Origin of the sequence: Hallella seregens ATCC 51272, from assembly GCF_000518545.1 — a bacterium.
GTDB classification, from domain to species: domain Bacteria; phylum Bacteroidota; class Bacteroidia; order Bacteroidales; family Bacteroidaceae; genus Prevotella; species Prevotella seregens.
Genome location: NZ_JADU01000019.1, coordinates 1 through 23,727 on the forward strand (window position 1 = coordinate 1; position 23,727 = coordinate 23,727).

Sequence of the window (23,727 nt, forward strand, 5' to 3'; positions counted from 1 at the left end):
GCTGATCGATGCTTTTCCCACTTGAAAGGAACAGGCGGACATACTTGCGGACAGTGTTACGGGAAGTATGGAACGTGGATGCCGTTTCCTTGATACCCATCCCTGCCGCATAACATCTTAAAATGTTCTTGATTCTCTTGTTCATTTGCATAGATTTTATTATTACCCCTTACACCAGGACTCGGGTTCCCAAATCTACATAAAAAAACTCTAACGACACTTGTACTAAGTGGTTAATATTATTTTGGCCAAAAGGGTCAATCATATTATGGCCAAGGTGAGCAATCCTGTTTGGCCAAAGGGGTCAAAGTAGAGTGGCTTTTCCAGTAAAGAAACAGTCCGCAATTTATTTGCCTGTTTCCTTTCATCGAAGTACCTCTGCAGGAGGTAATCCCCGAAATTCAGGTCGGATTTTGCACTGTTCGTTACCGCTTTTCCCAATCCTCACTTGCAAAGGAGGTGGTAATGTTTTGGTAACGCTGCTCTGTCCGAAGTTGGTATAACCCCGTCTTTTCGAGGTTTTGCGTTGAAAGACTTAAAAATCAGAACTGACTGACTCACAATTCATTCACGCTATTCCACCTTTTCTTGAACCTTGAGGATAGATTTTCAGTGAAAGCAATTTCCGATTTGGCCAGCTGCGTTGTTGTCCGTAATTCTAACAAATGGTTGCCGTATCTTACCAAATGGCTTGTGGCAGTGGTCGCCAATGCCATGGACGACCGTGAATGCCGTAACCATACCTGCCTCGTGCTGACAGGCGAGCAGGGCAAGTTCAAAACTACATTCTTGAATTTGCTCTGTCCCCCTGCATTGCATGGCTATAGCTACACAGGCAAGATATACCCGCAGGAGAAAGACACACTCACTTATATCGGTCAGAACCTTATCGTAAATATAGATGACCAGCTCAAAGCCCTCAATAAGCGGGACGAGAATGAGCTGAAAAACCTCATCACCTGTCCGATGGTCAAGTACCGTATGCCGTATGACAAGTACGTGGAGGAGCATCCCCACTTGGCAAGCTTTGTGGCATCAGTGAACGGCAATGACTTTCTTACAGACCCGACAGGCAGCAGAAGGTTTCTGCCCTTTGAAGTTCTATCCATAGACATAGAGAAAGCCAAGCGTATTTCAATGGACAATGTCTATGCTGAAGCCAAAGCCCTGTTAAAGTCAGGTTTCCGCTATTGGTTTGATGATGAAGAGATTGCCGAACTATACAGAGAGAGTGAGGACTTTCAAGTACAGACTGCAGAAATGGAGCTCTTGTTGCGTTGCTTCGAGAAACCAGCGGAAGATGAAAACTATTCGTTAATGACCACTACGGAGATACTCACCTATCTGGGTGTTTATACCCACCAGCCACTTGTTGCCAAGCGTATGGGCGAAGCCTTGAAGAAAGCAGGATACATAAAGGTGAGCAAATGAAGAAACGGTGATAGCCCCATCTATGTCTACAAGATTAGGAAAATCTTGCCCTGCCCGCTCCTTCAAACTTGTAGTAGCCAAATGTAGTAGAATGTGTAGTATTGTCCTATACTACAAAGTAATACTGATTATCAATCACTTATCACAAAATAATATGTAGTAAGAAGAAAGATGAAAAAGTTTGGAGGGGAAACTTTGGAAAAGATAAACCCATAAAACAGACAAGCATAAATAATTATCATTCAACCCATTAAAGTATCAAAACAATGAAAGAAGAAGATTTATCACTTATCAAGCGATATTCCATTGTGGAGTATCTCGAAAAGAAGGGTGTCAGGCCTGTCCGTAAAACACCTACCTATGCCATGTACCGCTCACCACTCAGGGAGGAAACACATCCGAGTTTCAAGGTGGACACGGAAAAGAACCTTTGGATAGACTATGCCGAAGGCAGGGGCGGAAGCATCATCGACCTTTATATGCGCTTGGAGGACTGCACGCTCTCGGAAGCCATCTGCCGTTTGGGGCAGAACGCTTTAGAGCATACAGCGTACAGCTCCAATTCTCCAAAGAGAGAAATATCCATCAGCCCAAATCAAATAGAGAATGTAACAGCAAGCGGTACAAGGAGACTGATATGCCTATCAGACACCTTGCCGCCGCATTTGCAGGAGTACCTCAAAAAGGAACGCTGCATTGATTTGGAAAAGGCAAAACCCTTTCTCAAATGTATCAGTTACGAGGTAAGGGGAAGAAGATATGAAGCTATCGGCTTTGCTAATTCTTCGGGTGGTTATGAACTACGGGACAATCATTTGTTCAAGGGAACGATTGCCCCGAAGGACATCACTCCGATATTTGAGGACAAGGCACAGCCCGTCTGTCTGTTCGAGGGATTTATGGACTTTCTCTCTTTTCTTTCAATGAAAGGGGAAGTAACCAACCAATGTCTCGTGATGAATTCCGTGAGTAATGTAGCAAGAAGTATTCACTACCTGAACGAGAGGAATATAACCTCCGTTCGTACTTTTCTTGACAATGACTATGCAGGGCAGAGAGTAGTACAGGAATTTGTAAACGCAGGTTTTAAGGTAGAAGATATGGCAGTGTATTATAGAGACTTCAAAGACCTCAACGATTTTCATATCAGCCGTGTCCGTGAGCATGAGAAATCTCAAAATACAAGCAACAAAATAAAACAAGTCAAACTTAAAATAAGATAGAGTGATGAAAAAGGAAAGAAGAAACATGGAAGAAATAGATCGTTTCATAGGAAAAACTTTTGGTATGAGCCAAGCTGAAAATTCAAGTGAACAATCTGTCTCTGAATTCCGGGAAAAGAGAATGAAAACTATTCAAGAGCAACAACAACAAGAAACAGAACATGCCATAGAGCATGCCACGCCATCCGAGCCTGTACTGCATACAGAGCATGCAACTATTCAACGACGCATCAGTGCCAAGATGAGAAAGGAGACACTCGAAGCATACAAGCAAGCGTTCCTTGTTCCGACAAAGCTAAGTGAGAGAAAAGCGGTCTATCTGAGCAGGGAGACACAGGAACCTGCCGACTTCATCGTACGCAGGTTGGGTGACAGGGGCAGCAACCTCTCAAGTTTCGTGGAGAATATCGTGCGCATTCATTTGGAAGAATACGGAGAAGATATAGAAAAATGGAGGAAGCTGTAAACAACAGAAAAACGGTCAAGGACTATCGAGTAAAAGGATGTCCCTTTCACTCAAAATCCTCGACCGTTTTAGGGTAGTACCAACAATAGATTTTTACTGAACACATTGAACGGTGGGAATGCCACGAACGCAGTTAATCTTCTGAATGCATAGCATTCATTTTTGGACGACAAAACGCTTTATGCGTAAACGTTTCGTTAGCTGACATTGTAAGACGTCAGTTTGTACCCACAAACTGCGCCCTGCTCCCCTCGTCAGACTATCGGGGAGATTAGACCGTAATCACTCCGTTCTCATCGGTCAGTGTTCAGAAATTAAGAAACAACGAATCATCTACAATGATTAACTTTCAAGGAAACTTATATGAATGGATACAAAGGAAAACCTGCCAAATGGCAGCAACGAGGCAAGGAAGAAACGAGGATGAACAAGACAGAGTTCATCAAGGTAAGATGCACATTAGAGGAAAAGCAGCGTATCAAATCAAAGGCGGAAAACACAGGACGAAAGTTCTCGGATTACTGCCGTGAGATACTCCTTAACGGAGAAGTTACAGCCGTTCCCAAGATGACCGACAATGAGAGGGAAGCCATTGCCATTCTCCAGCATACAGGAAGGTTCTATGGGCAGGTTTCCAATCTCATCAAGGTCAAGGATGAAAGGTGGGTACTCATCACAAAGAACCTTTCCTTATGTGCCAAAGAAGCATTTAAGCGGTTTTACGACCCTCATTTTCGTATAGATGATGATATATATAAGGTCTTAAATATGACAAGAGATGATAGGAAAATGTAAGGCGATAGCCCACGGAAGCACAGCTTTGGATTATATTTTTAGAGAGCGCAAACTCGGTTATAGGCTTGCCTTCCACAATCTTTGCAGCAGGGAGCCAAAGACTATCCATGAGGAAATGAAAGTGGTCAGCGACTACAACAGCCGTTGCAGGAACAAGTTCCTCCGCATTGAAATCGGAATAGCACCACAGGACGAGAAAAAACTGCCTGTGTCCGAACTTATGTGGATAGCCCATCAGTTTGCCAAGCGAATGGGACTTGACGACCACCAATGGGTGGCTGTAACGCACAAGGACACCGACAACAGGCATATCCATATCATTGCCAATCGTATCAGCCTTTATGGAGAGGTCTATGATACCACCTTTGTAAGCAACAGAGCAGCGAGGGTAGCGGAGGAAATCAGCAGGGAGAAAGGCTTGACCATCGCAAAGGAGGTCAAGGCGGAAAGGAAACACCAAAAGGAAAAATCCAATCCGACGAGAGAGCAAACGAAACAGCAGGTACAGAATATTTGCTATACCCTGCTTGACAAGTATAAAGGCACAGGCATCACAGGGCATTCCATGTCCCTCTACGAGTTAAACAAAAACGGGATAGCCATAGAGCGCATGAAAAACAAGCAGGGCAAAGTCTATGGCTTGAAGTTCTCATACGGAGAACATAAATTCAAGGCTTCCGAAATCGGCAGGGAGTTTGGCTACCATTCCTTGCAGAAGAACTTTGAAGCAACCAACAAGGAAGAAAAGAAGAAACCACACCAAACGATACAAGAGGCAACAGAAAAGAAAGAGCAACCTGATGCAGGTTATCAACTTGTACCTAAAAGTCGTTCATATATGCCACAAACAACAGAAAAAACTCCGCAGATTGCACAGGCTATCGGTACAATGGCAGACGCAGCCATTAGCGCAGCCGATGAAGTGGTGGAAGGATTGGGCGATTTGATTACACCAACTGCACAGGGCGATGACTATGCCGAAACTACATGGCAGCGCAGACTCAGAAATCAAGCCAACAGAAAGAAGAAAAGAGGAAGAGGTATATAACCCACAGCCAGCCAAACAATCAACCAAAAGCGCAGAAAAGAGAATATTTCGTCAAAAACGCTTGTTATTCGCAAGCAAAGTATTATCTTTGCAAACAGAATAACAAGCGTTCTTTCTTTAGCAGAAAACAGCGACACAAAGCATTTCGCTCGTTTCCAAATCGTTACCTGTTTAGTTATACCAACAAGGTAACTTCTTTATTTTCAATTAGATACATTTTAATAATTATCTTACGCCGTGACGTCCGTGCGGTGAAGAGGAAAAAGGAGGACGGGGAGGAAGAGCCCGCAGACTGACGGCGCGGTGGCGGCGGGCGAAAAACGGAAATCGGGAAGACGCAACGATGCGTCTTCCCGATTTGAAGAGAGGTGCCTGGCGGAGTCGAACCGCCTTGAACGGTTTTGCAGACCGTTACCTGACCGTTCGGACAAGGCACCCTTTCCGCACCGAAACGGCTATCGGTTTGCGGTTGCAAAAGTACAGATAAAATCCCACACTGCCAAATTTTATCCGATGTTTTCTGCCAATTATTTGTCCGCCGCCTCACAGCGTGCCCTTGGTGGATGGCAGTTCGTAGTGGTAGATGTCGCGTCTGACGGCCATTTTCAGGCTCCGGGCCAGGGCCTTGAAGATGCCCTCTATCTTGTGATGCTCGTTTTGTCCCTCGGCCTTGACGTTGAGATTCATGCGCGCCGAGTCGCTCAGGCTCTTGAAAAAGTGGAGAAACATCTCCGTGGGCATCCCGCCAACCATCTCCCGATGGAAGTCGGCGTCCCACACGAGCCACGGCCGTCCGCCGAAGTCGAGGGCCACTTGGCAGAGGCAGTCGTCCATGGGCAGGCTGTAACCATAGCGTTCGATGCCGCGCTTGTCGCCCAGGGCGCGCAGCAGGCACTCGCCCAGGGCGATGGCTGTGTCCTCGATGGTGTGGTGCTCGTCCACCCAGAGGTCGCCCCGCGTCTCGATGGTGAGGTCCATCATGCCGTGCTTGCCTATCTGCTCGAGCATGTGGTCGAAGAATCCCAGGCCGGTCTTCACCTGCGTATGGCCCGCGCCGTCGAGGTTGATGCGCACGTGGATGTCGGTCTCCTTGGTGGTGCGGCGCACCTCGGCCACGCGCTCCCCGGCAAAGAGCAGCTCGGCAATCTTGTCCCACGTGAGCCCGTCGCGCCCCAGGATGAGGGCGCGGCAGCCCAGGTTGCGGGCCAGCTCGGCGTCGGTCTCGCGGTCGCCGATGACCCAGCTCCCGGCCAGGTCGTAGGCCGGGTTGCCGGTGTAGGCCGTGAGCATGCCCGTTCCGGGCTTGCGCATGGGCGAGTTGTCGGCGGGGAAGTGGCGGTCGATGAGCACGTCGTCGAACGTGACACCCTCGCCCTGCAGCGTCTGGAGCATGAAGTTGTGCACCGGCCAGAACGTGTCTTCGGGAAACGACGGCGTGCCCAGTCCGTCCTGGTTGCTCACCATCACCAGCCTGAAGTCGAGGTGCTGGCGGATGAAACCCAGGTTGCGGAACACGCCGGGCATGAACCGCAGCTTGGCAAAGGAGTCGATCTGCTCGTCTTCGGGCTCCTCGATGAGGGTGCCGTCGCGGTCGATGAATAGGATGCGTTGCATGGCTGTGGGGTCAGAGGGCCGGGGCGGGACAATGGAGGGTTTCGATGTGGCCATAGGCATAGTGGAACACCATCAGCACCCACACCATGACATAACAGTCTGCAAACTGGCACATGGCCCCGACAACGAAGTTCAACGGGCCGAACCAGGCCGGCAGAAGACTCGGGTCGCCGAGGAGCATGCCGCTGGTGTTGACCATGCCGGCAAGGTAGAGAATGGCGAGGGGCAGCATGAAAATGCAGCTCAGTATCAGCGTGATGATGGCTACAAGCAGGGCTGTGAGGAAGAGGTAGCCCCAGTGGCGGAAGCCCGTGAGCAGCGGGCGGCCGAAGACGGTGCCGACGCGCTGCTGCGGCTCCATGCAGTATTTCATGCTCGAGTAGGCAAGGGGCAGCAGCACAAGCAGCTCTACGAACATCAGCCCGTAGGCGATGACGCCGCCCAAGGCCAGCTTGCCCAGCTGGTCGTGGCCGCCCGTGGAGAAGCCGATGCCGAAGCTGATGCCGAGCGTGGCAAGGGTCAGGGCGATGCCAAGGCCTGTCATAGTGAGGACGAGGCGGGCCATGCGGGGCAGGTTTGTGTCCATGGACTGCCCGTTGAGCAGCCCCATGACGGCGGCCAGGAACCAAATGTAGGCGACGAGCACCAGCAGCACAGAGCCGAGCATGGCGGCATAAAGCAGCGTGGGATGCTCGGCCATGTGGAGGCCGGTGGCCAAAAGGGCCTGCGGAGAAGCGAGCACCGTGGTGAGGCTGAGCAGCAACGAGAGCACCAGTGCGGGCTTCCACGTCTTGCGGAGAATGCTCCAAGCGTTGGTGCTGAAGAGGTCGAACGCGGCCTTGATGCAGCTGCTGACGCTGCGCCGCTTGTACAATTCTGTTTCCATAAGGGTTGTGGGTTGATTTGTTGAGGGGTTATGAGGTGGGGGTGCTGCGCGGCCGCGGGGCTACGGGCACCGTCGTCTGAACTCGCCGCACACCAGTGCCGTGGCGATGGCCACGTTCAGGCTGTCGGCCGTTTCGCGGGTGGGCGGGTAGTTGGGAATGAGCAGTCGGCGCGTCACCAGCTGGCGCACGGCCGGGGAAATGCCGTTGCCCTCGTTGCCCATCACGATGAGGCCCGTGGGCGAGAGCGGCTCGCGGTAGATGTCGGCGCCGTCGAGCAGCGTGCCGTAGACGGGGCAGTCGGCCGGCAGCCGGCCGATGAACGCCGGCAGATCGGTGTAGCAAAGCTCCACGCGGGCTATGCTGCCCATCGTGGCCTGCACCGCCTTGGGGTTGTAAGCGTCGGCCGTTTCTTCCGAGCAATAGATGTGTTCGATGCCAAACCAGTCGGCCATGCGGATGATGGTGCCCAGGTTTCCGGGGTCCTGCACGCCGTCGAGGGCCAGGCAGAGCTCGTGCGTGGGTGGGCAGTCGGCCGTTTCGGCAGCGGGCTCGGGCATGGGAAACACGCCGATGACCTGCTGCGGATGTTGCAGGAACGACGCCTTGCGCAGCTCGTCCTCGGTCACGTCGCACAGCTCGGCCCCCTGCCACGCATGGGCGTCGTGGCGGTGGGCATGGAGCCACTCGGGGGTAGCGATGAGCATGTGCGGGCGGAAACGGGTCAGCAAGTCGCCCACCACCTTGGGGCCTTCGGCCACAAAGAGGCCTTCCTGCCGGCGCGCTTTCTTGTGCTCCAGCGCGCGTACAAACTTCATCCTGGCCTTGCTGATCATGCTGCAAAGGTAAAGAATAAGTTTGGAAATAGGCGAAAAACCGGTGTTAATCTGTGCCATCTCAGATAAAAAACACTATCTTTGCACGGTAAAATAAGAGATAATTGAAAACGTCGCATGCTTTCTTCCTCCTGCTCGGGGCGGTTCTGCTGGCCGCGTGCAGCTCCACCAAGTTTGTGCCCGAGCGGAGTTATCTGCTTGAGAGCGTGGAGCTGAAGAACGACGACCGCCGCATAGACCTCTCGTCGCTGCTGCCCTACGTGCGCCAACAGGGTAACACCAAGTGGTTTTCCATGTTCAAGATACCCTTGGGCACCTACGATCTTGCCGGCCGCGACACCACCAAATGGATCAACCGCACGCTGCGGAGGATAGGCGAGGAGCCCATGATCTTCGACAGTGTGCAGGCCCGCCTCTCCGTGGCCGACCTGCGCACGGCCCTGCAGAACATGGGCTACATGCACGCATCCGTGACCCTCGACACGCGCACGCGCGGCAAAAAGCTGAAAGCCATCTACCGTCTTCACCCCGGTGAGCCCTATGCCATCCGCCGCGTTGCCTACGACATTCAGGACTCGGCCATCGGCCGCGTGCTGGCCAATGACCGTTTGCGGGCCCTCCGGCGCAAGAACTACCGCGACGAACGGCTGCAGCCCGGCGAGAGGTTCACCGCGGCCCGGCTCGACGAGGAGCGCCGACGCCTCACGGCTCTCCTCATGGATTCGGGCTACTATCGCTTCCACAAGGACTTCATCCAGTACAGCGTCGACTCGGCCGCCCACAGTAATGAGGTGGACGTGACGCTGCACCTGCTGAAATACCGCGCGTCGGGCGCACAGCCCGACACGCTCCATCCGCGCTACACCATCGGCGACATCCGCTATCTGGCCGACGGGAACAATGCCGTGCAGCTGCGCCGGCGCGTGCTCGAAAACGGCACCGCCCTGCAGCAGGGCCGGCCTTTCAGCGCGTCGGCCCTGCAAAAAACCTACAACAACTTCGGCAAGATGCAGGCCGTGAGGTACACCAACATCCGTTTCCGCGAGCGTACCGACACGGCGTTGCTCGACTGCGACATCCAGCTGAGCACCAACAAGCCCCACTCGCTCTCGTTCCGTCCCGAGGGCACCAACACCGCGGGCGACCTCGGTGCGGCGGCCTCGCTCACCTATGAGAACCGTAATATCTTCCGCGGTTCGGAGCTGCTGAGCGTGGAGCTGCGCGGGGCTTTCGAGGCCATCACGGGGCTGGAGGGCTACCGCGACGAGGACTACGAGGAGTATAGCGTGGAAACCAAGCTGTCGTTTCCGCGCTTCATCGCCCCCTTTCTCTCCAACACCTTCCGCCGGCGAAGCAATGCCACCTCGGAGCTCTCCGTGTCGTGGGACCTGCAGAACCGGCCCGAGTTCCACCGTCGGGTCTTTTCCACGGCCTGGCGCTACCGTTGGGCCGAGCCCCATCACCACACCACCTACCGGCTCGACGTGCTCGATCTGAACTACGTCTACATGCCTTGGATCAGCGAAACCTTCAAGCACGACTACCTGGACAGCGTTTCCAACCGCAACGCCATCCTGCGCTACAACTACGAGGACCTGTTCATCATGAAGCTGGGTTTCGGCATAACCTACAGCGACGGCACCGATGCCGTGAGGGCAAATGTGGAAACTGCAGGCAACCTGCTCCATGGCGTGGCGGGGGCCGTAGGGCTGAAACGCAATGCCAACGGACGGTACACCTTATTTAATATAGCCTTTGCGCAGTACGTAAAGTTCGATGCAGACTACACCCATCTCTTCCGCTTCGACCGCCACAACACGCTGGCCGTGCACGGAGACCTGGGCATTGCGTGGCCCTATGGCAACAGCACCATCCTGCCTTTCGAGAAGCGTTACTTCTCGGGAGGGGCCAACAGTGTGCGCGGATGGAGCGTGCGTGGGCTGGGGCCGGGCAGCTATCGCGGCACGGGCGGCCGCATCGACTTCATCAATCAGACGGGCGACGTCAAACTTGATCTCAATGCCGAGTACCGCACCTACCTGTTCTGGAAGTTCAATGCGGCGGTGTTTGTGGATGCCGGCAACATCTGGACGCTGCGCAACTACGCCGATCAGCCGGGCGGACAGTTCCGTTTCGACCGCTTCTACAAGCAGATAGCCGCGGCCTACGGCCTGGGCATTAGGCTTAACTTTGATTATTTTTTGATTCGTTTCGACATGGGCATGAAGGCCGTGAATCCCGCTTACGACAGCCGGCGCGAGCACTGGCCCCTGCTGCATCCGCGGCTCAGCCGCGACTTTGCCTTCCATTTTGCCGTCGGCATGCCGTTCTGACGCGTCGCCACGGCAGTCCTTTCTTTTGCCACAAACGGCAAAAGAAAAGCCGCGCCGCGGCAGCAGCGAGAGGGACCGGCGGCTATAACAGGTGGAAAATCTCGGAGGGGGTCTTGCGTTTCAGCACGTCAAGCCGGAAGTCGGCGCCGTTTTCATTACCCGCCACGATGCCATGGGCGCGCAAAATCTGCTTCACAGTCTTCTCGGCCAGGTCGGGATGGTTGTTCTCATCGCTCAGATGGCAGAGCCAAACATGGCTTAAACCCACCGTGGCATTCTCGGCAATGGCCATGGCGCAGTCCTCGTTGCTCATGTGGCCGAGGGGGCCGCGGATGCGGTCTTTCAGGCGTTCGGGGTAGGGACCGCGGTCGAGCATCTCGCGTTCGTAGTCAGCCTCGATGACCAGATAGTTGGCACGGCCGATGAAACTCTTGATTTCGTCGGTGAGATGGCCCACGTCTGTGAGTAGCACAAAGGTGGCGCCTTGGTGCTGAATGCAGTAGCCCACATTGTCGGAGCTGTCGTGCGGAATGGCAAAGGGCGTGATTTGGAACTCGCCCAAGTGGAAAGACACGCCGTGTTCGATGATTTTTACTCGCTCCACAGGCACCTTGCTGCGCACGCACCAGTTCTTTTCTATGCCCACGTGAACCTTGTGAGTGGCATACACCGGCAGCCCAAACTCCTTGCTGAGACTGCCTACTGCCCGCACGTGATCGGCGTGGTCGTGGGTGATAAGAACGTGTTTGACTCTGTCAAATGATATTCCGTAGTTTTTAAAATACTTCTTCAACGCGCGTACTCCTACGCCGGCATCAATGAGGAGACCGTCTGTCTCCGTGAACAGGAAGCTGCAATTACCACTGCTTCCACTGCCGAATGATATATATTGCAGCATTTTACCTCAAATTTTCTACAAAGGTATGGAAAAGCGAGGATATGGTCAAGTTTTTATGTACAAAAAAGTTTAAGGACATTTCTTCTTGTCAAAATTTGGTTAACTTTGCAGTGAAAGCAAAAGCGACAAGCCATGAAACAGATGATTTCGACGGGTGCCGGCGCCTGGAGCACGGTGTGCACGGTGTGGATTCTGGTGTTGGCGGTACTGCTGGCCGGCGGTTGCCGGGAGAGCAGTGAGAGCCGGCTGCGGACGGAAGTAGACTCTTTCGCCGTGGCCTATTTCAATTGGAATCTCGAGCGTGCGGCGGCGTTTGCCACCGAAGAGTCGCGTCCATGGCTGGCCTATGCCGCCTCACAGGTGCATCAAGAGGAGGTGGACCTGCTGCGCGGCATGGACGAAGGGGCCGGTTGCGAGCTGGGTGACATCAGTTATCCGGCCGACAGCATGGCCCTGGTGGAGGTGCGGGTGCGGCATTTTGTGGGCATCGACACCCTCGGCCGTCCGGGGCGGCTGGTGGAAAAGGCTGTCTACCGGTTGCCGGCGGTCTTTCGCGGGGGCAGGTGGAGGGTGCATCTTTCGGCCCTGCCTCGTGCCGAAAAAGAATGATTAGTCTTCGGCGGCAGCCATCAGACGGAGCAAATAGCCCAGTTTGTAGCATTTGAACAGCTGCAGCGAGGGCGCGTCTGACACCAGATTGCGCCGCCATCGCTGCCCCAACAAACGGTAAACAAACAGAAAAGGCCCGGCCAATCGCATGCGGCGCAGCGTTTCTGCCATTTGCAGAAGCGGGGAGAAGCCGTCCAGGTCGGCCCGAAACCGGTGCAAAGTCTCGATGCCCTCCTCCGTTTTCCGTACAAACCGGGCATTGTCTTCGTAGCGCGCGAAGCCGACGGGCGCGTCGATGTGGGCCACGCCGACCCCTGCCGTCTGCAGTTGCTTGCCCAGCAACACATCCTCATACCCATATTTGCGAAACCGTTCGTCGAGCGGATGGCGCAGCATCACGTCGCGCCGTATCAGGCTGTTGGACACCTTGAAGTCGAGATAGGGCGTGCGCCGGCGGCGTGCGGCCGTGTGGACGGGTGCCGCCGCGCGTTCGTAGCGGTGGCGCAGGTTGCCCGCAGGGCCGGGCAGCACGCGGTAGCCGCCGTAGCATGCGGCCGCATGCCGGCCGGCCTCCACCAGCTTGCGCAGATGGTTGTCGTCCACCACCACGAGGTCGGCATCGACATAGAGCAGCCATTTGCCCCGGGCCTCGCGGGCCAGGCGGTTGCGAATGGCGGCGCGCCCCGCGTTCTGCTCCTGCCGGATGTAGCGGCAGTGGGCGCGGCGACCAATGGATTCGAGGCGCGCCACCACGCCGGCATCGGTCGAGGCGTCGTCGCCCACGAGGAGTTCCCACTGCAGCCCGCCGATGGCCTCGGCCTGGCGGGCCAGCCCGGTGGCCAGCTCCGTGCAGTCGTCGTTGAACGCAGGGATGAGGATGGAAATCATTTCAGCTCGCGTTTGAGGTATTGCCCTGTGATGCTCTGCGGGCACCGGGCCACCGTCTCGGGCGTGCCGGTGCACACCACGTTGCCGCCCCGGTTGCCGCCGTCGGGGCCAAGGTCGATCACCCAGTCGGCACACTTGACGACATCCATGTTGTGTTCGATGACGAGCGCCGTGTGGCCGCGCTCAATCAGGGCCTCGAAGGCCTTGAGCAGCCGGGCGATGTCGTGGAAGTGGAGGCCCGTGGTGGGCTCGTCGAAGATGAATAGGCTCGGCTCCTGCTTGTCCTGCCCGATGAAGTAGGCCAGTTTCACGCGCTGGTTCTCGCCGCCCGAGAGGGTCGAGGAGTTCTGTCCCAGCTTGATGTAGCCCAGTCCAACGTCCTCGAGCGGCTGCAGGCGGGACACGATGGCGCGCTGCTTGTGCTTGCCAAAGAAGGCCAGGGCCTCGGAGACGGTCATGTTGAGCACGTCGCTAATGTTCTTGCCCTCGAAGCGAACATCGAGAATATCCTGCTTGAACCGCTGTCCGTGGCAGGCCTCGCACTCCAGCGTGAGGTCGGCCATGAACTGCATTTCCACCGTGATGAAGCCCGCGCCCTTGCACTCCTCGCAGCGGCCGCCCTCGGCATTGAACGAGAAATACTGCGCCGTGAAGCCCATCTGCCGGGCCAAGGGCTGGTCGGCATAGAGCTGGCGAATGGCATCATAGGCCTTGAGATAGGTGGCGGGGTTGGAGCGTGTGCTCTTGCCGATGGGATTTTGGTCTACAAATTCCACGTGGCGCACGCCGTCGACGTCGCCCTCGAGGGAGAGAAACTCGCCCGGTGCGTCGCACACCTCGTCGAAGCTCCGCTTGAGAGCGGGGTAGAGAATGCCCTTGACCAGACTCGACTTGCCCGAGCCCGACACGCCCGTGACCACGGTCATCACGTTGAGCGGAAACTCCACACTGATGCCGCGCAGGTTGTTCATGCGACAGCCGTTGAGCCTGATCGAGCGGTTCCAGGGCCGTCGCGACGTGGGCACGCCGATGGTCTCGGCCCCCGTGAGATAGCGTATGGTGTAGCTTCGCGGGTGCGAAGCCAGTATCGTGTCATTGTCCGTCGTGTCGCCGCGGCGCAGGCTTTCGGGCAGGCTGCCCTCGTAGACAATCTCGCCGCCGTGGGTGCCGGCGTCGGGACCGATGTCGACAAGCCAGTCGGCCTCGCGGATAATCTCCTCGTCGTGCTCCACTACGACCACCGTGTTGCCCAGCTGCTGCAGCTTGCGCAGCACGCCGATGAGTCGCCGGGTGTCGCGGATGTGGAGGCCGATGCTCGGTTCGTCGAGGATGTAGAGGCTGCCCACGAGCGACGAACCCAGCGAGGTGGCGAGGTTGATGCGCTGGCTCTCGCCGCCCGAGAGCGTGTTGCTGCGGCGGTTGAGTGTGAGATAGCCCAGCCCCACCTCGCACAGGAATTCGAGGCGCGAGCGTATCTCGACGAGCAGCCGCCGGGCCATCTGCCCCTCGTGCTCGGTGAGCTGCAACTGGTCGAACCACTCGCGCAGATTGGCTACGGGCATTTCCACCAGGTCGGTGATGCTGCGTCCGCCCACCTTCACCCACGTGGCCTCTTTCTTCAGCCGCGTGCCCCGGCAGTCGGGACACACGGTCTTGCCGCGGTACCGGCTCATCATCACGCGGTATTGTATCTTGTACTGGTTCTCTTTGACCATTTGGAAGAAGGCGTCGATGCACACGCTGTCGGCCCTCCGCCCGCCATTCTTCTTCATGTCAGTGGGCAAACCGTGCCACAGCATGTCCTTTTCGCGCTGCGAGAGCTCGTAGTAAGGCTTGAAGATGGGAAAGTCGTTGAGCTGCGCCCTGCGGCAAAACTCGTCCTGCCACATCTTCATCTTGTCGCCGTGCCAGCACTGCACGCAGCCGTCGTAGACCGAGAGCGTGGAGTTGGGAATGACGAGTTTCTCGTCAATGCCTATGACGCTGCCGAAGCCTTCGCACGTGGGACACGCGCCCAGCGGCGAGTTGAAGGAGAACATGTTGTCGTTGGGCTCCTCGAATTGAATGCCGTCGGCCTCGAACTTGGACGAGAAATCGTAGCCGATGTTCGAGGGCAGGAAGACCAGCCGGCACGCCCCGCGGCCCTCGTAGAGGGCCGTCTCGGACGAGTCGACGACGCGGGCGATGGCGTCTTTCTCGTGCGACACGCTCATGCGGTCTATCACCAGGTAGAGCCCTTGGGCCGACAGCGTCTGGCCCATCACGTCCTCGATGCGCACCACCTCGCCGTCCAGCATGATGCGGCTGAAGCCTTCCTGCAGGTACATCTCCAGTTGCTGTTCCGTCGAGCGGCCGTCGGCCACGACGAGCGGAGCCAGAATCATGAACCGGGTTCCGTCGGAATACTGGAGCACTTGTTGCAGTATATCCTCCGTGGAGTGCTTCTTCACCTCCTGCCCCGACACGGGCGAGAACGTGCGGCCGATGCGTGCATAGAGCAGCCGCAGGTACTCGTAAATCTCGGTCGACGTGCCCACCGTCGATCTTGGGTTGCGTGCTATCACCTTCTGCTCGATGGCAATGGCCGGCGGCAGCCCCTTGATGAAGTCGCACTCGGGCTTGCTCATGCGGCCCAGGAACTGCCGGGCATAGCTCGACAGGCTCTCCACGTAGCGCCGCTGGCCCTCGGCATAGAGCGTGTCGAACGCCAGCGACGACTTGCCCGAGCCTGAAACGCCGGTGATGGTGACAAATCGGTTGCGGGGAATGCGCAGGCTGATGTTCTTCAGATTGTTCACCCGTGCGCCTTTAATCTCGATATAGTTTTCGTCCATAATTGCGAAGCCTGTGGTTTATTCTTGCAAAATTACGAAGAATTCTTGGAAAAACTGTCGCGGCGGGCGGTGAACGTTTGTGCCAAACATGCGTGCCGGCCTCCGTGCCGGCCCCTTACTTCTCACAGATGGCACAGATTTCACAGATGCTTCGCGTAGAATTTTCTCACAGATTCCACAGATTTCACAGATGCTGCGCGGGGATTGGCATCTGTGAAATCTGTGGAATCTGTGAGAAAATTCTACGCACGCCAGCTGTGAAACTTGTGTAATCTGTGAGAAAAGCCTTGCGAAACGTCCGTGAGCACCGTGCGGCCCGTGGCAAATAGCGGCGCAACGGCCGTGCGATTACGCCGTTATCGCGCGGCCAAAACGGTGAAAACGCGATGCGATTGCACCGTGGACGCAACGCCATTGCGCCGCAGACGCCGGCCGACCCGTGGGCGACCGCCGACGGAACCACGGTTGCCGCCGCCCCATAAATCTGCCGCCCACGCACCGATTATTCTGCCGAAGCCTTGGCGTGTTAAGCATTTTTGGCTAACTTTGCAGCAGGTGCGGGGCACGACGGCCCCGTGCACAACCGATATACGCTCACCCATGAAGAAGATTATCACCATGTGTACAGCCTTGCTCCTGGCCGCGTCGGCCACGCTGGCTGCCGACAAGCTCGACCTGAAGTCGATTACCCAGGGCGCCTTTGCCGCCGAAAGTATCAGTGGCATCAGCCCCCTGGACGGCACCGACCAGTATGCACGCATCTCGAAAGACGGCACGCAGATTGTGCAATACTCGTTCAAGACGGGTGCCCAGACGGCCGTACTCTTCGACGTGAACCGCACGCAGGGCGAGAGAATAGAGGCTTTCGACGGCTATGTGATGTCGCCCGACGGCCGCCGTATGCTCATCCGCACGAAGACGCAACCCGTGTACCGACGTTCGTACAAGGCCGTGTTCTACATCTATACCATCCAGAGCCGCAAGCTGGAACGCCTGTCCGACGGCGGCCCGCAACAGGCCCCCGTGTGGTCGCCCGACGGCAATCAGGTGGCTTTCGTGCGCGACAACAACATCTTCCTCGTGAAACTGCTCTACGACAACAGCGAGAGCCAGGTGACCAAGGACGGCCGCACCAACGCCGTCATCAACGGCATCCCCGACTGGGTGAACGAGGAAGAGTTCTCCTTCAGCCACGCCCTGACGTTCAATGCCGACGGCACCATGCTCTGCTGGCTGCGCTACGACGAGACGGACGTCAGGGAATACAGCCTGCAAATCTACCAGGGCATGGACCCCACCCACACGGAGAACGCCGTGTATCCCGGCACCTACAGCTATAAATATCCCAAGGCCGGCGAGGCCAACTCGCGCGTTTCGGCCTGGAGCTACGACATCAAGACCCGCCGCGCGCAGCGTCTCGACGTGCCCCTCGACGCCGAGGGCTACATGCCTCGCATACTGCCCACGGCCAGTGCCGACCGTATTGTGGTCTACACCATGAACCGACACCAGGACGTGCTGAGCCTCTACGGCGTGAATCCACGCAGCACCGTGACCCGGTTGCTCGTCAGGGAGAGCGTGCCCCGCTACGTCAAGGAGGAGGCCATGGCGGGCATCCGCATGGGCAAGGACTACATTCTCATGCCCTCAGACCGCGACGGCCACATGCGCCTCTACCTGTACAACATGAACGGGCAGCTGCTGCGCAAGATTGGAAACGGCGACTTCGACATCACGGCGGTCTATGGCTGTGACGAGGCCAACGGCGACGTGTACTATCAGGCAGCGGCTCTCGGGCCGCACGACAGGCAGGTCTACGTGGCCCACAAGAACGGCAAGACCGAGCGGCTGACCGACCGGGCCGGATGGAACTCGGCCATTTTCTCGGCCGATCTGAAGTATTTCATCAACACTTGGAGCGACCGCAACACACCTTATATATATACTACGCGCAGCCAGAACGGCAAGGTGGTGTCCACACTGGTGGACAATGCCGCGCTCAAGGCCAGGATGCGGCAGTATGGCTGGGGGCAGAAAGAGCTGTTCAGCTTCACCACTTCGGAGGGCGTGAAGCTGGACGGATGGATGCTCAAACCGGCCGGATTCGACGCCTCGAAGAAGTATCCCGTCATCATGTTCCAGTACAGCGGGCCGGGCAGCCAGCAGGTGGTCGACTCGTGGAACGTGGGTTCGATGGGTCAGGGCGGCGCCTACGACGAGTATCTGGCCCAGCAAGGCTTCATCGTGGTGTGCGTGGACGGCCGCGGAACGGGCGGTCGTGGGGCCGAGTTTGAGAAGTGCACGTATCAGCGTCTCGGCCTGCTCGAGGCCCGCGACCAGGTGGAGACCGCACTCTATCTGGGCCGGCAGCCCTACGTGGACAAGGACAACATCGGCATCTGGGGCTGGTCCTACGGCGGATTCTGCACGCTGATGAGCATGAGCGAGGGCCGGCCGGTGTTCAAGGCCGGCGTGGCCGTGGCGCCGCCCACCAGCTACCGCTTCTACGACACGGTGTACACCGAGCGCTACATGCGCACGCCCAAGGAGAATCCCGACGGCTATGCCGACAACGCCATCAGCCGCGCCGCACGGCTCAGCGGGGCCCTGCTGCTCTGCCACGGCATGGCCGACGACAACGTGCACCCGCAGAACACCTTCGAGTATGCCGAGGCGCTGGTGCAAGCCGACAAGGATTTCAAGGAGAACTACTACACCAACCGCAGCCACGGCATCCATGGCGGCAACACGCGCAACCATCTGTTGCGCCAGATCACTGCGTGGTTCGTGGACCATCTTAAAGCAAACAAATGATGCGAACCCTGCTTTTTGCCCTGTGGCTGGCCATGCTGCCGGCCCCGGGCCGTGCCGCCGAGGTGACGGTGACGGCTGTCAATCCGCTGGACTTCCAGCGGCAGGAACTCATAGAGATAGGCCTCGACAGTCTGCGCCGGCGGTTGGGACTGGCCGAGGGCGAGCCGTTTGTGGTGCGCAACCCGATGGGGCAGCAGGTGGCCTGGCAGATTACCCACGACGGGCGGCTGCTCATCGACGCCCCCGTGAAACCTCACGGGCGCACCGTCTACACCGTGGCCCCGGGCACACCGGAGCCTATGCGCAGCTGGGTGAGCGGGCGGATGTACCCCCTGCGCAAGGACGACATAGGCTGGGAAAACGACCGCGGGGCCTATCGCGTCTATGGGCCCGCCCTGCAACGAACGGGCGAACGCAGCTTCGGCATAGACGTGTGGACCAAGAATTCCAAGGAACTCGACATGGCCCAGCGGTATTACAAGGACTATGAGGGCAACGTGACGGGATGGGCCAACGCCGAGAACGGGCGCAAAAACAGGGACATCGACCTGCACACCTCGTTCCATCTGGACCATGGCAACGGCATGGACTGCTATGGCGTGGGCCCCACAATGGGCTGCGGCACGCCGGCGTTGATGCTGGGCGACAGCCTGGTGCTGCCTTATTGTTACCAGCGTTACAAGATATTGGACAACGGGCCGCTGCGCTTCACCGTGGAGCTGACCTATGCGCCCACGCGCGTTGGCGGCGATACGCTGGTGACGGAGCATCGCATCATCAGCCTGGACAAAGGGTCAAACTTCAACCGCATGACCGTGTGGTACGAGGGATTGTCGCGCCCGCGCGACCTGGCTGCCGGTTTTGTCATCCATACAGCGGGGCGCGAGAGCGTGGTGACTGGCCGCGACTACGTGCAGTATGCCGACCCTACCGACCGTCCCGACCGCTACGGCGGCCAGCTCTACATCGGCGTGCTCTTTCCCGAGGGGGCGCAGACGCACCGGCTGCTCTATGCCCGCGCCTCGGGCAGCGACGAGGGCCATGCTGTGGGGGTGAAGAAAGGGTTGCGCAACGGCGAACGCTACACCTATTATTTTGGCAGTGCGTGGAGTGAGTACGACGTGCGCACACAGGCCGAATGGGACTTGCGCGTGCGCCAGACGCTGCAAATGCTGGCCCGCCCCTTGCAGGTAAGCCTGGGTTCGGCCCGCTGAATCAGTCCAGAAGGATGCCCGCCGTGCGCCACTGGCCCACCACCGTCTCTGCGTCGGCCAGCGCCTGTTCGCGGGGCAGCGGGGTGTCGTCGTCTATCTGGTAGTTGTCCATCAGCAGCTCTGCCAGGTCGTCTACGGTGAAATCTTTGTCCTGAATGGCGTTCCAGAGCAGGGCCGAGCTCTCGTTCATGCTGATGATATTGCTGAAATCCATATTCTCCTTGCCCTCGGCCACGATGATGTTGTGGCCACAGATGTTGCGGATGTTGAATCCTTTTTTTGCTTTCATATCTTGGTCTTTATAGTGGGGTCGGTCTGTTTTCACGGGGGCCGCCGATGGCCGTCGTGTGTCCGCCCCCAGTGTATTCGTGTTTTTATCCGGGTTTATTCGTGTGTTTACATGGGGCCGAAGAGGGGCAGCCACAGCCGCCGGTAGGCTCCCAGGAGGTAGCGTCGCACGGGCAGCAGGTGCATCCACAGCCAGGAGTAGAGCCTCCACTTGAGGCCGTCGGTGCGCTCGAGCGTGTCGCGCCCCTTGCGGTAGAACCCGATGGCAGCCCCTTTCACGTTGTGGAGCAGGCATTGCTCGGTGCCGATGTTGCCGTCGCCGCGCAGCGTGACGAGCTCGCCCTCGATGCGGACAATGCGGTGGAACACGTAGCGTCCCTCGCCAATCTCGGCCAGTACGGGGTCGCCCACGCGCGGATGCACGGCGAGCGTCAAGAGGGCTTTGTCGCGGTTGTCCTCGAGAAAGGGGCGCATGGAGAAGCCGCGCAGCCGCAGGGTCACGGTGTGTCCCTCTTCCATGAGCCGCACAATCTCGGGCAGCAGTTGGGCATTGGGGAATTGCAGCTCCCGCCTGGGCAGGGCTACGTTCTTCGGATGGCTTGATTGCATAGGATGGCGGCTTCTTGATTGGGCAGACAGTGCAGGGTGTAGATGCCTGTGGTTTCGACCAGTCGGGTGAGGGTATCGCAGATGCGGTTGTAGATGTCGGGGTCCCACTTCATGGACGAACAGGCCGGCAGCACCGAGGCAAAGGCATCCACGGGCGACAGCTTGTCGATGGAGTTGGCCGGGGCACGGTCTATGCGGGTGATGGCGCCGAGCCGGGCCTTCACGTTGCGGTAGCAGGGCGTCTTGCCGCTCCACGGCCCGCCGTAGATGTAGGGCGTGCCGTCGATGATGCGGATAATGGGATTGTCGTCGTTCATGAGGTCGCAACCGGGCAGGTGGCGCAGCCAGAGGCTCACCTGTGTGGACTTGCCCGTGCCGCTTTTGGCAATGAAAGCATAGCCGTAGCCGTTCTGCCGCACCAGCGAGGCATGGATGAGCACGGCCTGCTCGCGGCTGGCGGCAAAGGCGAAGACGAGCATGAGCGCATTGTTCAGGCCGAAGCAGCGCATATTGTAGCTGCCGTTCAGGGCACATTGGCAGTCGCTGAAGTCCTTGTTGGTGATGAGCAAGGCACAGTCGGTGCCCGAGATGTCTCTGATGATATACTGGTAGCCGCCGTTGGACAGACGGTCCACCACGGTGTTGCCGTTGCCTGTGTCGAAGACGCGGATGTGCTCGCGCTCGCGCTTGGGCCGCGGCCGCAGTGTGTCGGCAATGGTGAGTTGGAAGAGCAGATCGGTGCTGTCGAACCGCTCTGTACGGAACGGCTCGAACGAGGGAAGCAGGTGCATGCCGTTGCATCCGCCGTCTTTGAAGACAAGACGCACGTTGAAATCGGCGATGCGGAAGAGGTGGGCGTGTGGCGTTCCGGTCATGGCAGGGATTACTCGCCCGCCCCGTTGGAAGCCGGGATGGGCTGGAACCGGAAGTCGGATGCCGGAATATACTTGATGGTGTAGCGGCCGCCGCTGAGGTAACGCTTGCGCAGGGCGAGGTATTTTTTATCGGCTTCCTTGCGCGTCAAGGCAAAGGCGGTGACGCAGGTGGCGTTCTTGAAGCCGTTGGCGGCCAGATAGTCGCGCAGCTGATAGGAGTAGTCGTTGCGGCTGTAAAGGAAATGAGTGCGGCTCTCCACGCTGGCGGAGTCTATCTGCTGAATGTCGGTGAAGTAGACTGTGGAGTCGTTGAACGAGGCGGCAAAGCCGTACATGTAGACCGTTTGGGTCTTTTCGGCTGCCGATGCGTCCAGAGCAAGCAGGGCGACAACCATGGTGAGCAAATATTTCTTCCAATTCATTTTGCTGGGATTGAGTGCATGATGGATGGGGCTTTCAAGGTGCAAAGGTACGAAAAACTTGTGACGATACCCGGTTTTTGGCCGAAAAAAGAAGAAAAAAGGCGGAACACTCGTTGTGAATGTCCCGCCTCCATGATGAGTTTGTCGGCAGAGGGCCTATTCTTCGCCCACTTTGATGGCTTTGTAGTCGGTCTTGCCCGAGGGCCAGATGCCGGTGATGAAGAGCACGGGAGTCTTGCTGGTCGATGCCGATTTCACAGCTTCCTGCAGATCTGAGATGGTCTTCATGGGCTCGTCGTTGGCTGTGAGGATGATGAAGCCGTCGCTGATGCCACCCTGTTTGAAGGCTCCGCTCTTCACGTCCTTCACCTGAAGGCCGTAGCTGATGCCCAGCTGCTTCTTCAGACTTTCGCTCACGGGGAGAACCTTGGCGCCGAGCACGTCGAGGTCGGCCGTCTTCATCACGCGGGTGTTGCCCTGCCGGTTCTTCACGGTGACGGTCTTGCTCATCTTCTTCTTGTTGCGCAACCAGGTGATGGTAGCCTTGTCGCCGGGTCGCTTGCTGTTGATAACCTCTTGCAGTTCGGCCATCTTGCTGATGTTCTTGCCGTCTATGGCAGTGATGACGTCGCCTTTCTGCAGACCGGCTTCTGCGGCTGCACCGTTGTCTTCGACCTCGGCAACGTACACGCCCTCGTTGGTTCCGAGGTCGGGTGCCTCCTTGTTTTCATCCTTTTGGCTGTTGATATAGTTGAGCACGTCGCTGCCCTTGATGCCCAGATAGGCCCGCTGCACGGTGCCGTATTCCTTGAGATCGGCCACCACTTTGTTCATGATGCTGGTGGGAATGGCGAAACCATAGCCCGAGTAGGAGCCGGTTTCGGAGTAGAGCATGGCGTTGATGCCGATGAGTTCGCCGCGTGTGTTGACCAGTGCGCCGCCCGAGTTGCCGCGGTTGATGGCGGCATCGGTCTGGATAAAGCTCTCCACACCGTTCTGTCCCAGCGTGCGGGCCTTGGCGCTGATGATGCCGGCCGTCACGGTGTTGTTGAATCCGAAGGGGTTGCCCACGGCAATCACCCATTCGCCCACACGGATTTTGTCAGAGTCGCCAATGGGCAGGGTGGGGAGGTTCTTGCCGTCTATCTTGATGAGTGCCAGGTCGGTTGTGGGGTCGGTACCGATGATGCGGGCGTTGAACTCACGGTTGTCTTCCAGGGTTACGGTGAGCTCGTCGGCCCCGTTCACCACGTGGTTGTTGGTCACGATGTAGCCGTCGCTGCTGATGATGACGCCCGAGCCCGTGGCTTCTTTCTTCGGGGTGCGCACCTGCCGCCGTTGCTTGCCACCGTTGCCCTGTCCCTGCGGATTGCCGAAGAAGCCGAAGGGGTCAGAGAAAAAGTCGGAGAACGGGTCGCTCTGCACTTCCACGGTCTGCGTCTTGGAGTTTTGCACATACTTGATATGAACCACGGCGGGCAGGGCCTTGTCGGTGGCATAGGTCAGGTCTACGGGCTGTCCGCTCTGCGCCGTCTCGTTGGCGGCTGCCTGGACTTTGATGAACGAGCCTGCAGAGAATGCCACTGCAACGACGCAGAGGGCTGCAAGCAAATAATAGGAATACTTTTTCATGTTCATGTTATGAT

General features: G+C 57.4%; 20 protein-coding genes, 1 tRNA gene and 1 pseudogene. 9 read left to right on the forward strand and 13 right to left on the reverse strand.

Going from position 1 to position 23,727, the window contains the following annotated elements:
• On the reverse strand, positions 1 to 145 hold a 145-nt coding region (locus L888_RS14470), incomplete at its 3' end, for a helix-turn-helix domain-containing protein (protein WP_075261853.1).
• Positions 146 to 609: 464 nt separating this feature from the next.
• Between L888_RS14470 and L888_RS13495 the strand changes: the two are divergent.
• The 5 genes and pseudogenes from L888_RS13495 to L888_RS0107480 all read left to right on the forward strand — a co-directional run.
• Positions 610 to 1,518: pseudogene (locus L888_RS13495) on the forward strand (VapE domain-containing protein); the annotation flags it as partial.
• A gap of 179 nt (positions 1,519 to 1,697) precedes the next feature.
• Positions 1,698 to 2,654 carry a toprim domain-containing protein gene (locus L888_RS0107465; RefSeq protein ID WP_027952442.1) on the forward strand — a complete coding sequence of 319 codons (957 nt, stop codon included), beginning with the start codon at positions 1,698 to 1,700 and terminating at the stop codon, positions 2,652 to 2,654.
• Between the two features lie 4 nt (positions 2,655 to 2,658).
• On the forward strand, positions 2,659 to 3,120 hold the full coding sequence (locus L888_RS0107470; RefSeq protein WP_027952443.1) for a DUF3408 domain-containing protein: 462 nt from the start codon (positions 2,659 to 2,661) through the stop codon (positions 3,118 to 3,120).
• 363 nt (positions 3,121 to 3,483) lie between these two features.
• Positions 3,484 to 3,915 (forward strand): plasmid mobilization protein, encoded by a 432-nt coding sequence (locus tag L888_RS0107475; protein WP_005846667.1) that lies wholly within the window; start codon positions 3,484 to 3,486, stop codon positions 3,913 to 3,915.
• Positions 3,899 to 4,963: a relaxase/mobilization nuclease domain-containing protein gene (locus L888_RS0107480; RefSeq protein ID WP_027952444.1), complete on the forward strand. Its 1,065-nt coding sequence runs from the start codon at positions 3,899 to 3,901 to the stop codon at positions 4,961 to 4,963. The genes L888_RS0107475 and L888_RS0107480 overlap by 17 nt, the downstream gene beginning before the upstream one ends.
• 366 nt (positions 4,964 to 5,329) lie before the next feature.
• Here the strand turns inward: L888_RS0107480 and L888_RS0107485 are convergent.
• From L888_RS0107485 to L888_RS0107500, 4 genes are all read right to left on the reverse strand, one after another.
• Positions 5,330 to 5,400: transfer RNA gene (locus L888_RS0107485), tRNA-Cys, on the reverse strand.
• A 106-nt stretch (positions 5,401 to 5,506) separates the two neighbouring features.
• On the reverse strand, positions 5,507 to 6,577 hold the full coding sequence (hisB, locus tag L888_RS0107490) for a bifunctional histidinol-phosphatase/imidazoleglycerol-phosphate dehydratase HisB (protein WP_005846662.1): 1,071 nt from the start codon (positions 6,575 to 6,577) through the stop codon (positions 5,507 to 5,509).
• Positions 6,578 to 6,587: 10 nt separating this feature from the next.
• The gene (locus L888_RS0107495) at positions 6,588 to 7,463 is read right to left on the reverse strand and encodes a hypothetical protein (protein ID WP_027952445.1); all 876 of its coding nucleotides are present in this window, start codon (positions 7,461 to 7,463) and stop codon (positions 6,588 to 6,590) included.
• A gap of 60 nt (positions 7,464 to 7,523) precedes the next feature.
• On the reverse strand, positions 7,524 to 8,297 hold the full coding sequence (locus tag L888_RS0107500) for an RNA methyltransferase (protein WP_027952446.1): 774 nt from the start codon (positions 8,295 to 8,297) through the stop codon (positions 7,524 to 7,526).
• Positions 8,298 to 8,401: 104 nt separating this feature from the next.
• Between L888_RS0107500 and tamL the strand changes: the two genes are divergently transcribed.
• The gene (gene tamL, locus L888_RS0107505; protein WP_027952447.1) at positions 8,402 to 10,630 is read left to right on the forward strand and encodes a translocation and assembly module lipoprotein TamL; all 2,229 of its coding nucleotides are present in this window, start codon (positions 8,402 to 8,404) and stop codon (positions 10,628 to 10,630) included.
• 82 nt (positions 10,631 to 10,712) lie between these two features.
• Here tamL and L888_RS0107510 read toward each other — a convergent pair whose 3' ends face one another.
• Positions 10,713 to 11,528, reverse strand: coding sequence for an MBL fold metallo-hydrolase (locus tag L888_RS0107510; protein WP_027952448.1), 816 nt, complete (start codon positions 11,526 to 11,528; stop codon positions 10,713 to 10,715).
• Positions 11,529 to 11,660: 132 nt separating this feature from the next.
• Between L888_RS0107510 and L888_RS0107515 the strand changes: the two genes are divergently transcribed.
• On the forward strand, positions 11,661 to 12,137 hold the full coding sequence (locus L888_RS0107515) for a hypothetical protein (RefSeq protein ID WP_027952449.1): 477 nt from the start codon (positions 11,661 to 11,663) through the stop codon (positions 12,135 to 12,137).
• On the opposite strand, the gene L888_RS0107520 is transcribed toward L888_RS0107515, so the two are convergent.
• Both L888_RS0107520 and uvrA read right to left on the reverse strand, forming a co-directional pair.
• Entirely contained in the window at positions 12,138 to 13,025 is an 888-nt protein-coding gene (locus L888_RS0107520; RefSeq protein WP_027952450.1) for a glycosyltransferase family 2 protein, read from the reverse strand.
• Positions 13,022 to 15,859, reverse strand: a complete 2,838-nt coding sequence (gene uvrA, locus L888_RS0107525; protein WP_027952451.1) for an excinuclease ABC subunit UvrA — start codon at positions 15,857 to 15,859, stop codon at positions 13,022 to 13,024. The genes L888_RS0107520 and uvrA overlap by 4 nt, the downstream gene beginning before the upstream one ends.
• Before the next feature lie 600 nt (positions 15,860 to 16,459).
• Between uvrA and L888_RS0107530 the strand changes: the two genes are divergently transcribed.
• Positions 16,460 to 18,673: a S9 family peptidase gene (locus tag L888_RS0107530; RefSeq protein WP_027952452.1), complete on the forward strand. Its 2,214-nt coding sequence runs from the start codon at positions 16,460 to 16,462 to the stop codon at positions 18,671 to 18,673.
• Entirely contained in the window at positions 18,670 to 19,887 is a 1,218-nt protein-coding gene (locus tag L888_RS0107535) for a DUF4861 domain-containing protein (RefSeq protein ID WP_027952453.1), read from the forward strand. Before L888_RS0107530 ends, L888_RS0107535 begins: the two co-directional genes overlap by 4 nt.
• Position 19,888: 1 nt before the next feature.
• Here L888_RS0107535 and L888_RS0107540 read toward each other — a convergent pair whose 3' ends face one another.
• The 5 genes from L888_RS0107540 to L888_RS0107560 form a co-directional block, all read right to left on the reverse strand.
• Positions 19,889 to 20,176, reverse strand: coding sequence for a PqqD family protein (locus L888_RS0107540; protein WP_005846637.1), 288 nt, complete (start codon positions 20,174 to 20,176; stop codon positions 19,889 to 19,891).
• 107 nt (positions 20,177 to 20,283) lie between these two features.
• The gene (locus tag L888_RS0107545) at positions 20,284 to 20,784 is read right to left on the reverse strand and encodes a S24/S26 family peptidase (protein WP_005846635.1); all 501 of its coding nucleotides are present in this window, start codon (positions 20,782 to 20,784) and stop codon (positions 20,284 to 20,286) included.
• A complete protein-coding gene (locus L888_RS0107550; RefSeq protein WP_027952454.1) occupies positions 20,757 to 21,659 on the reverse strand; it encodes a hypothetical protein in 903 nt (300 codons plus the stop codon). The genes L888_RS0107545 and L888_RS0107550 overlap by 28 nt, the downstream gene beginning before the upstream one ends.
• 8 nt (positions 21,660 to 21,667) lie before the next feature.
• The gene (locus L888_RS0107555) at positions 21,668 to 22,081 is read right to left on the reverse strand and encodes a hypothetical protein (protein ID WP_005846629.1); all 414 of its coding nucleotides are present in this window, start codon (positions 22,079 to 22,081) and stop codon (positions 21,668 to 21,670) included.
• 156 nt (positions 22,082 to 22,237) lie between these two features.
• Complete coding sequence (locus L888_RS0107560; protein WP_027952455.1) at positions 22,238 to 23,713, reverse strand: Do family serine endopeptidase; 1,476 nt, start codon at positions 23,711 to 23,713, stop codon at positions 22,238 to 22,240.
• Positions 23,714 to 23,727: the final 14 nt, after the last annotated feature.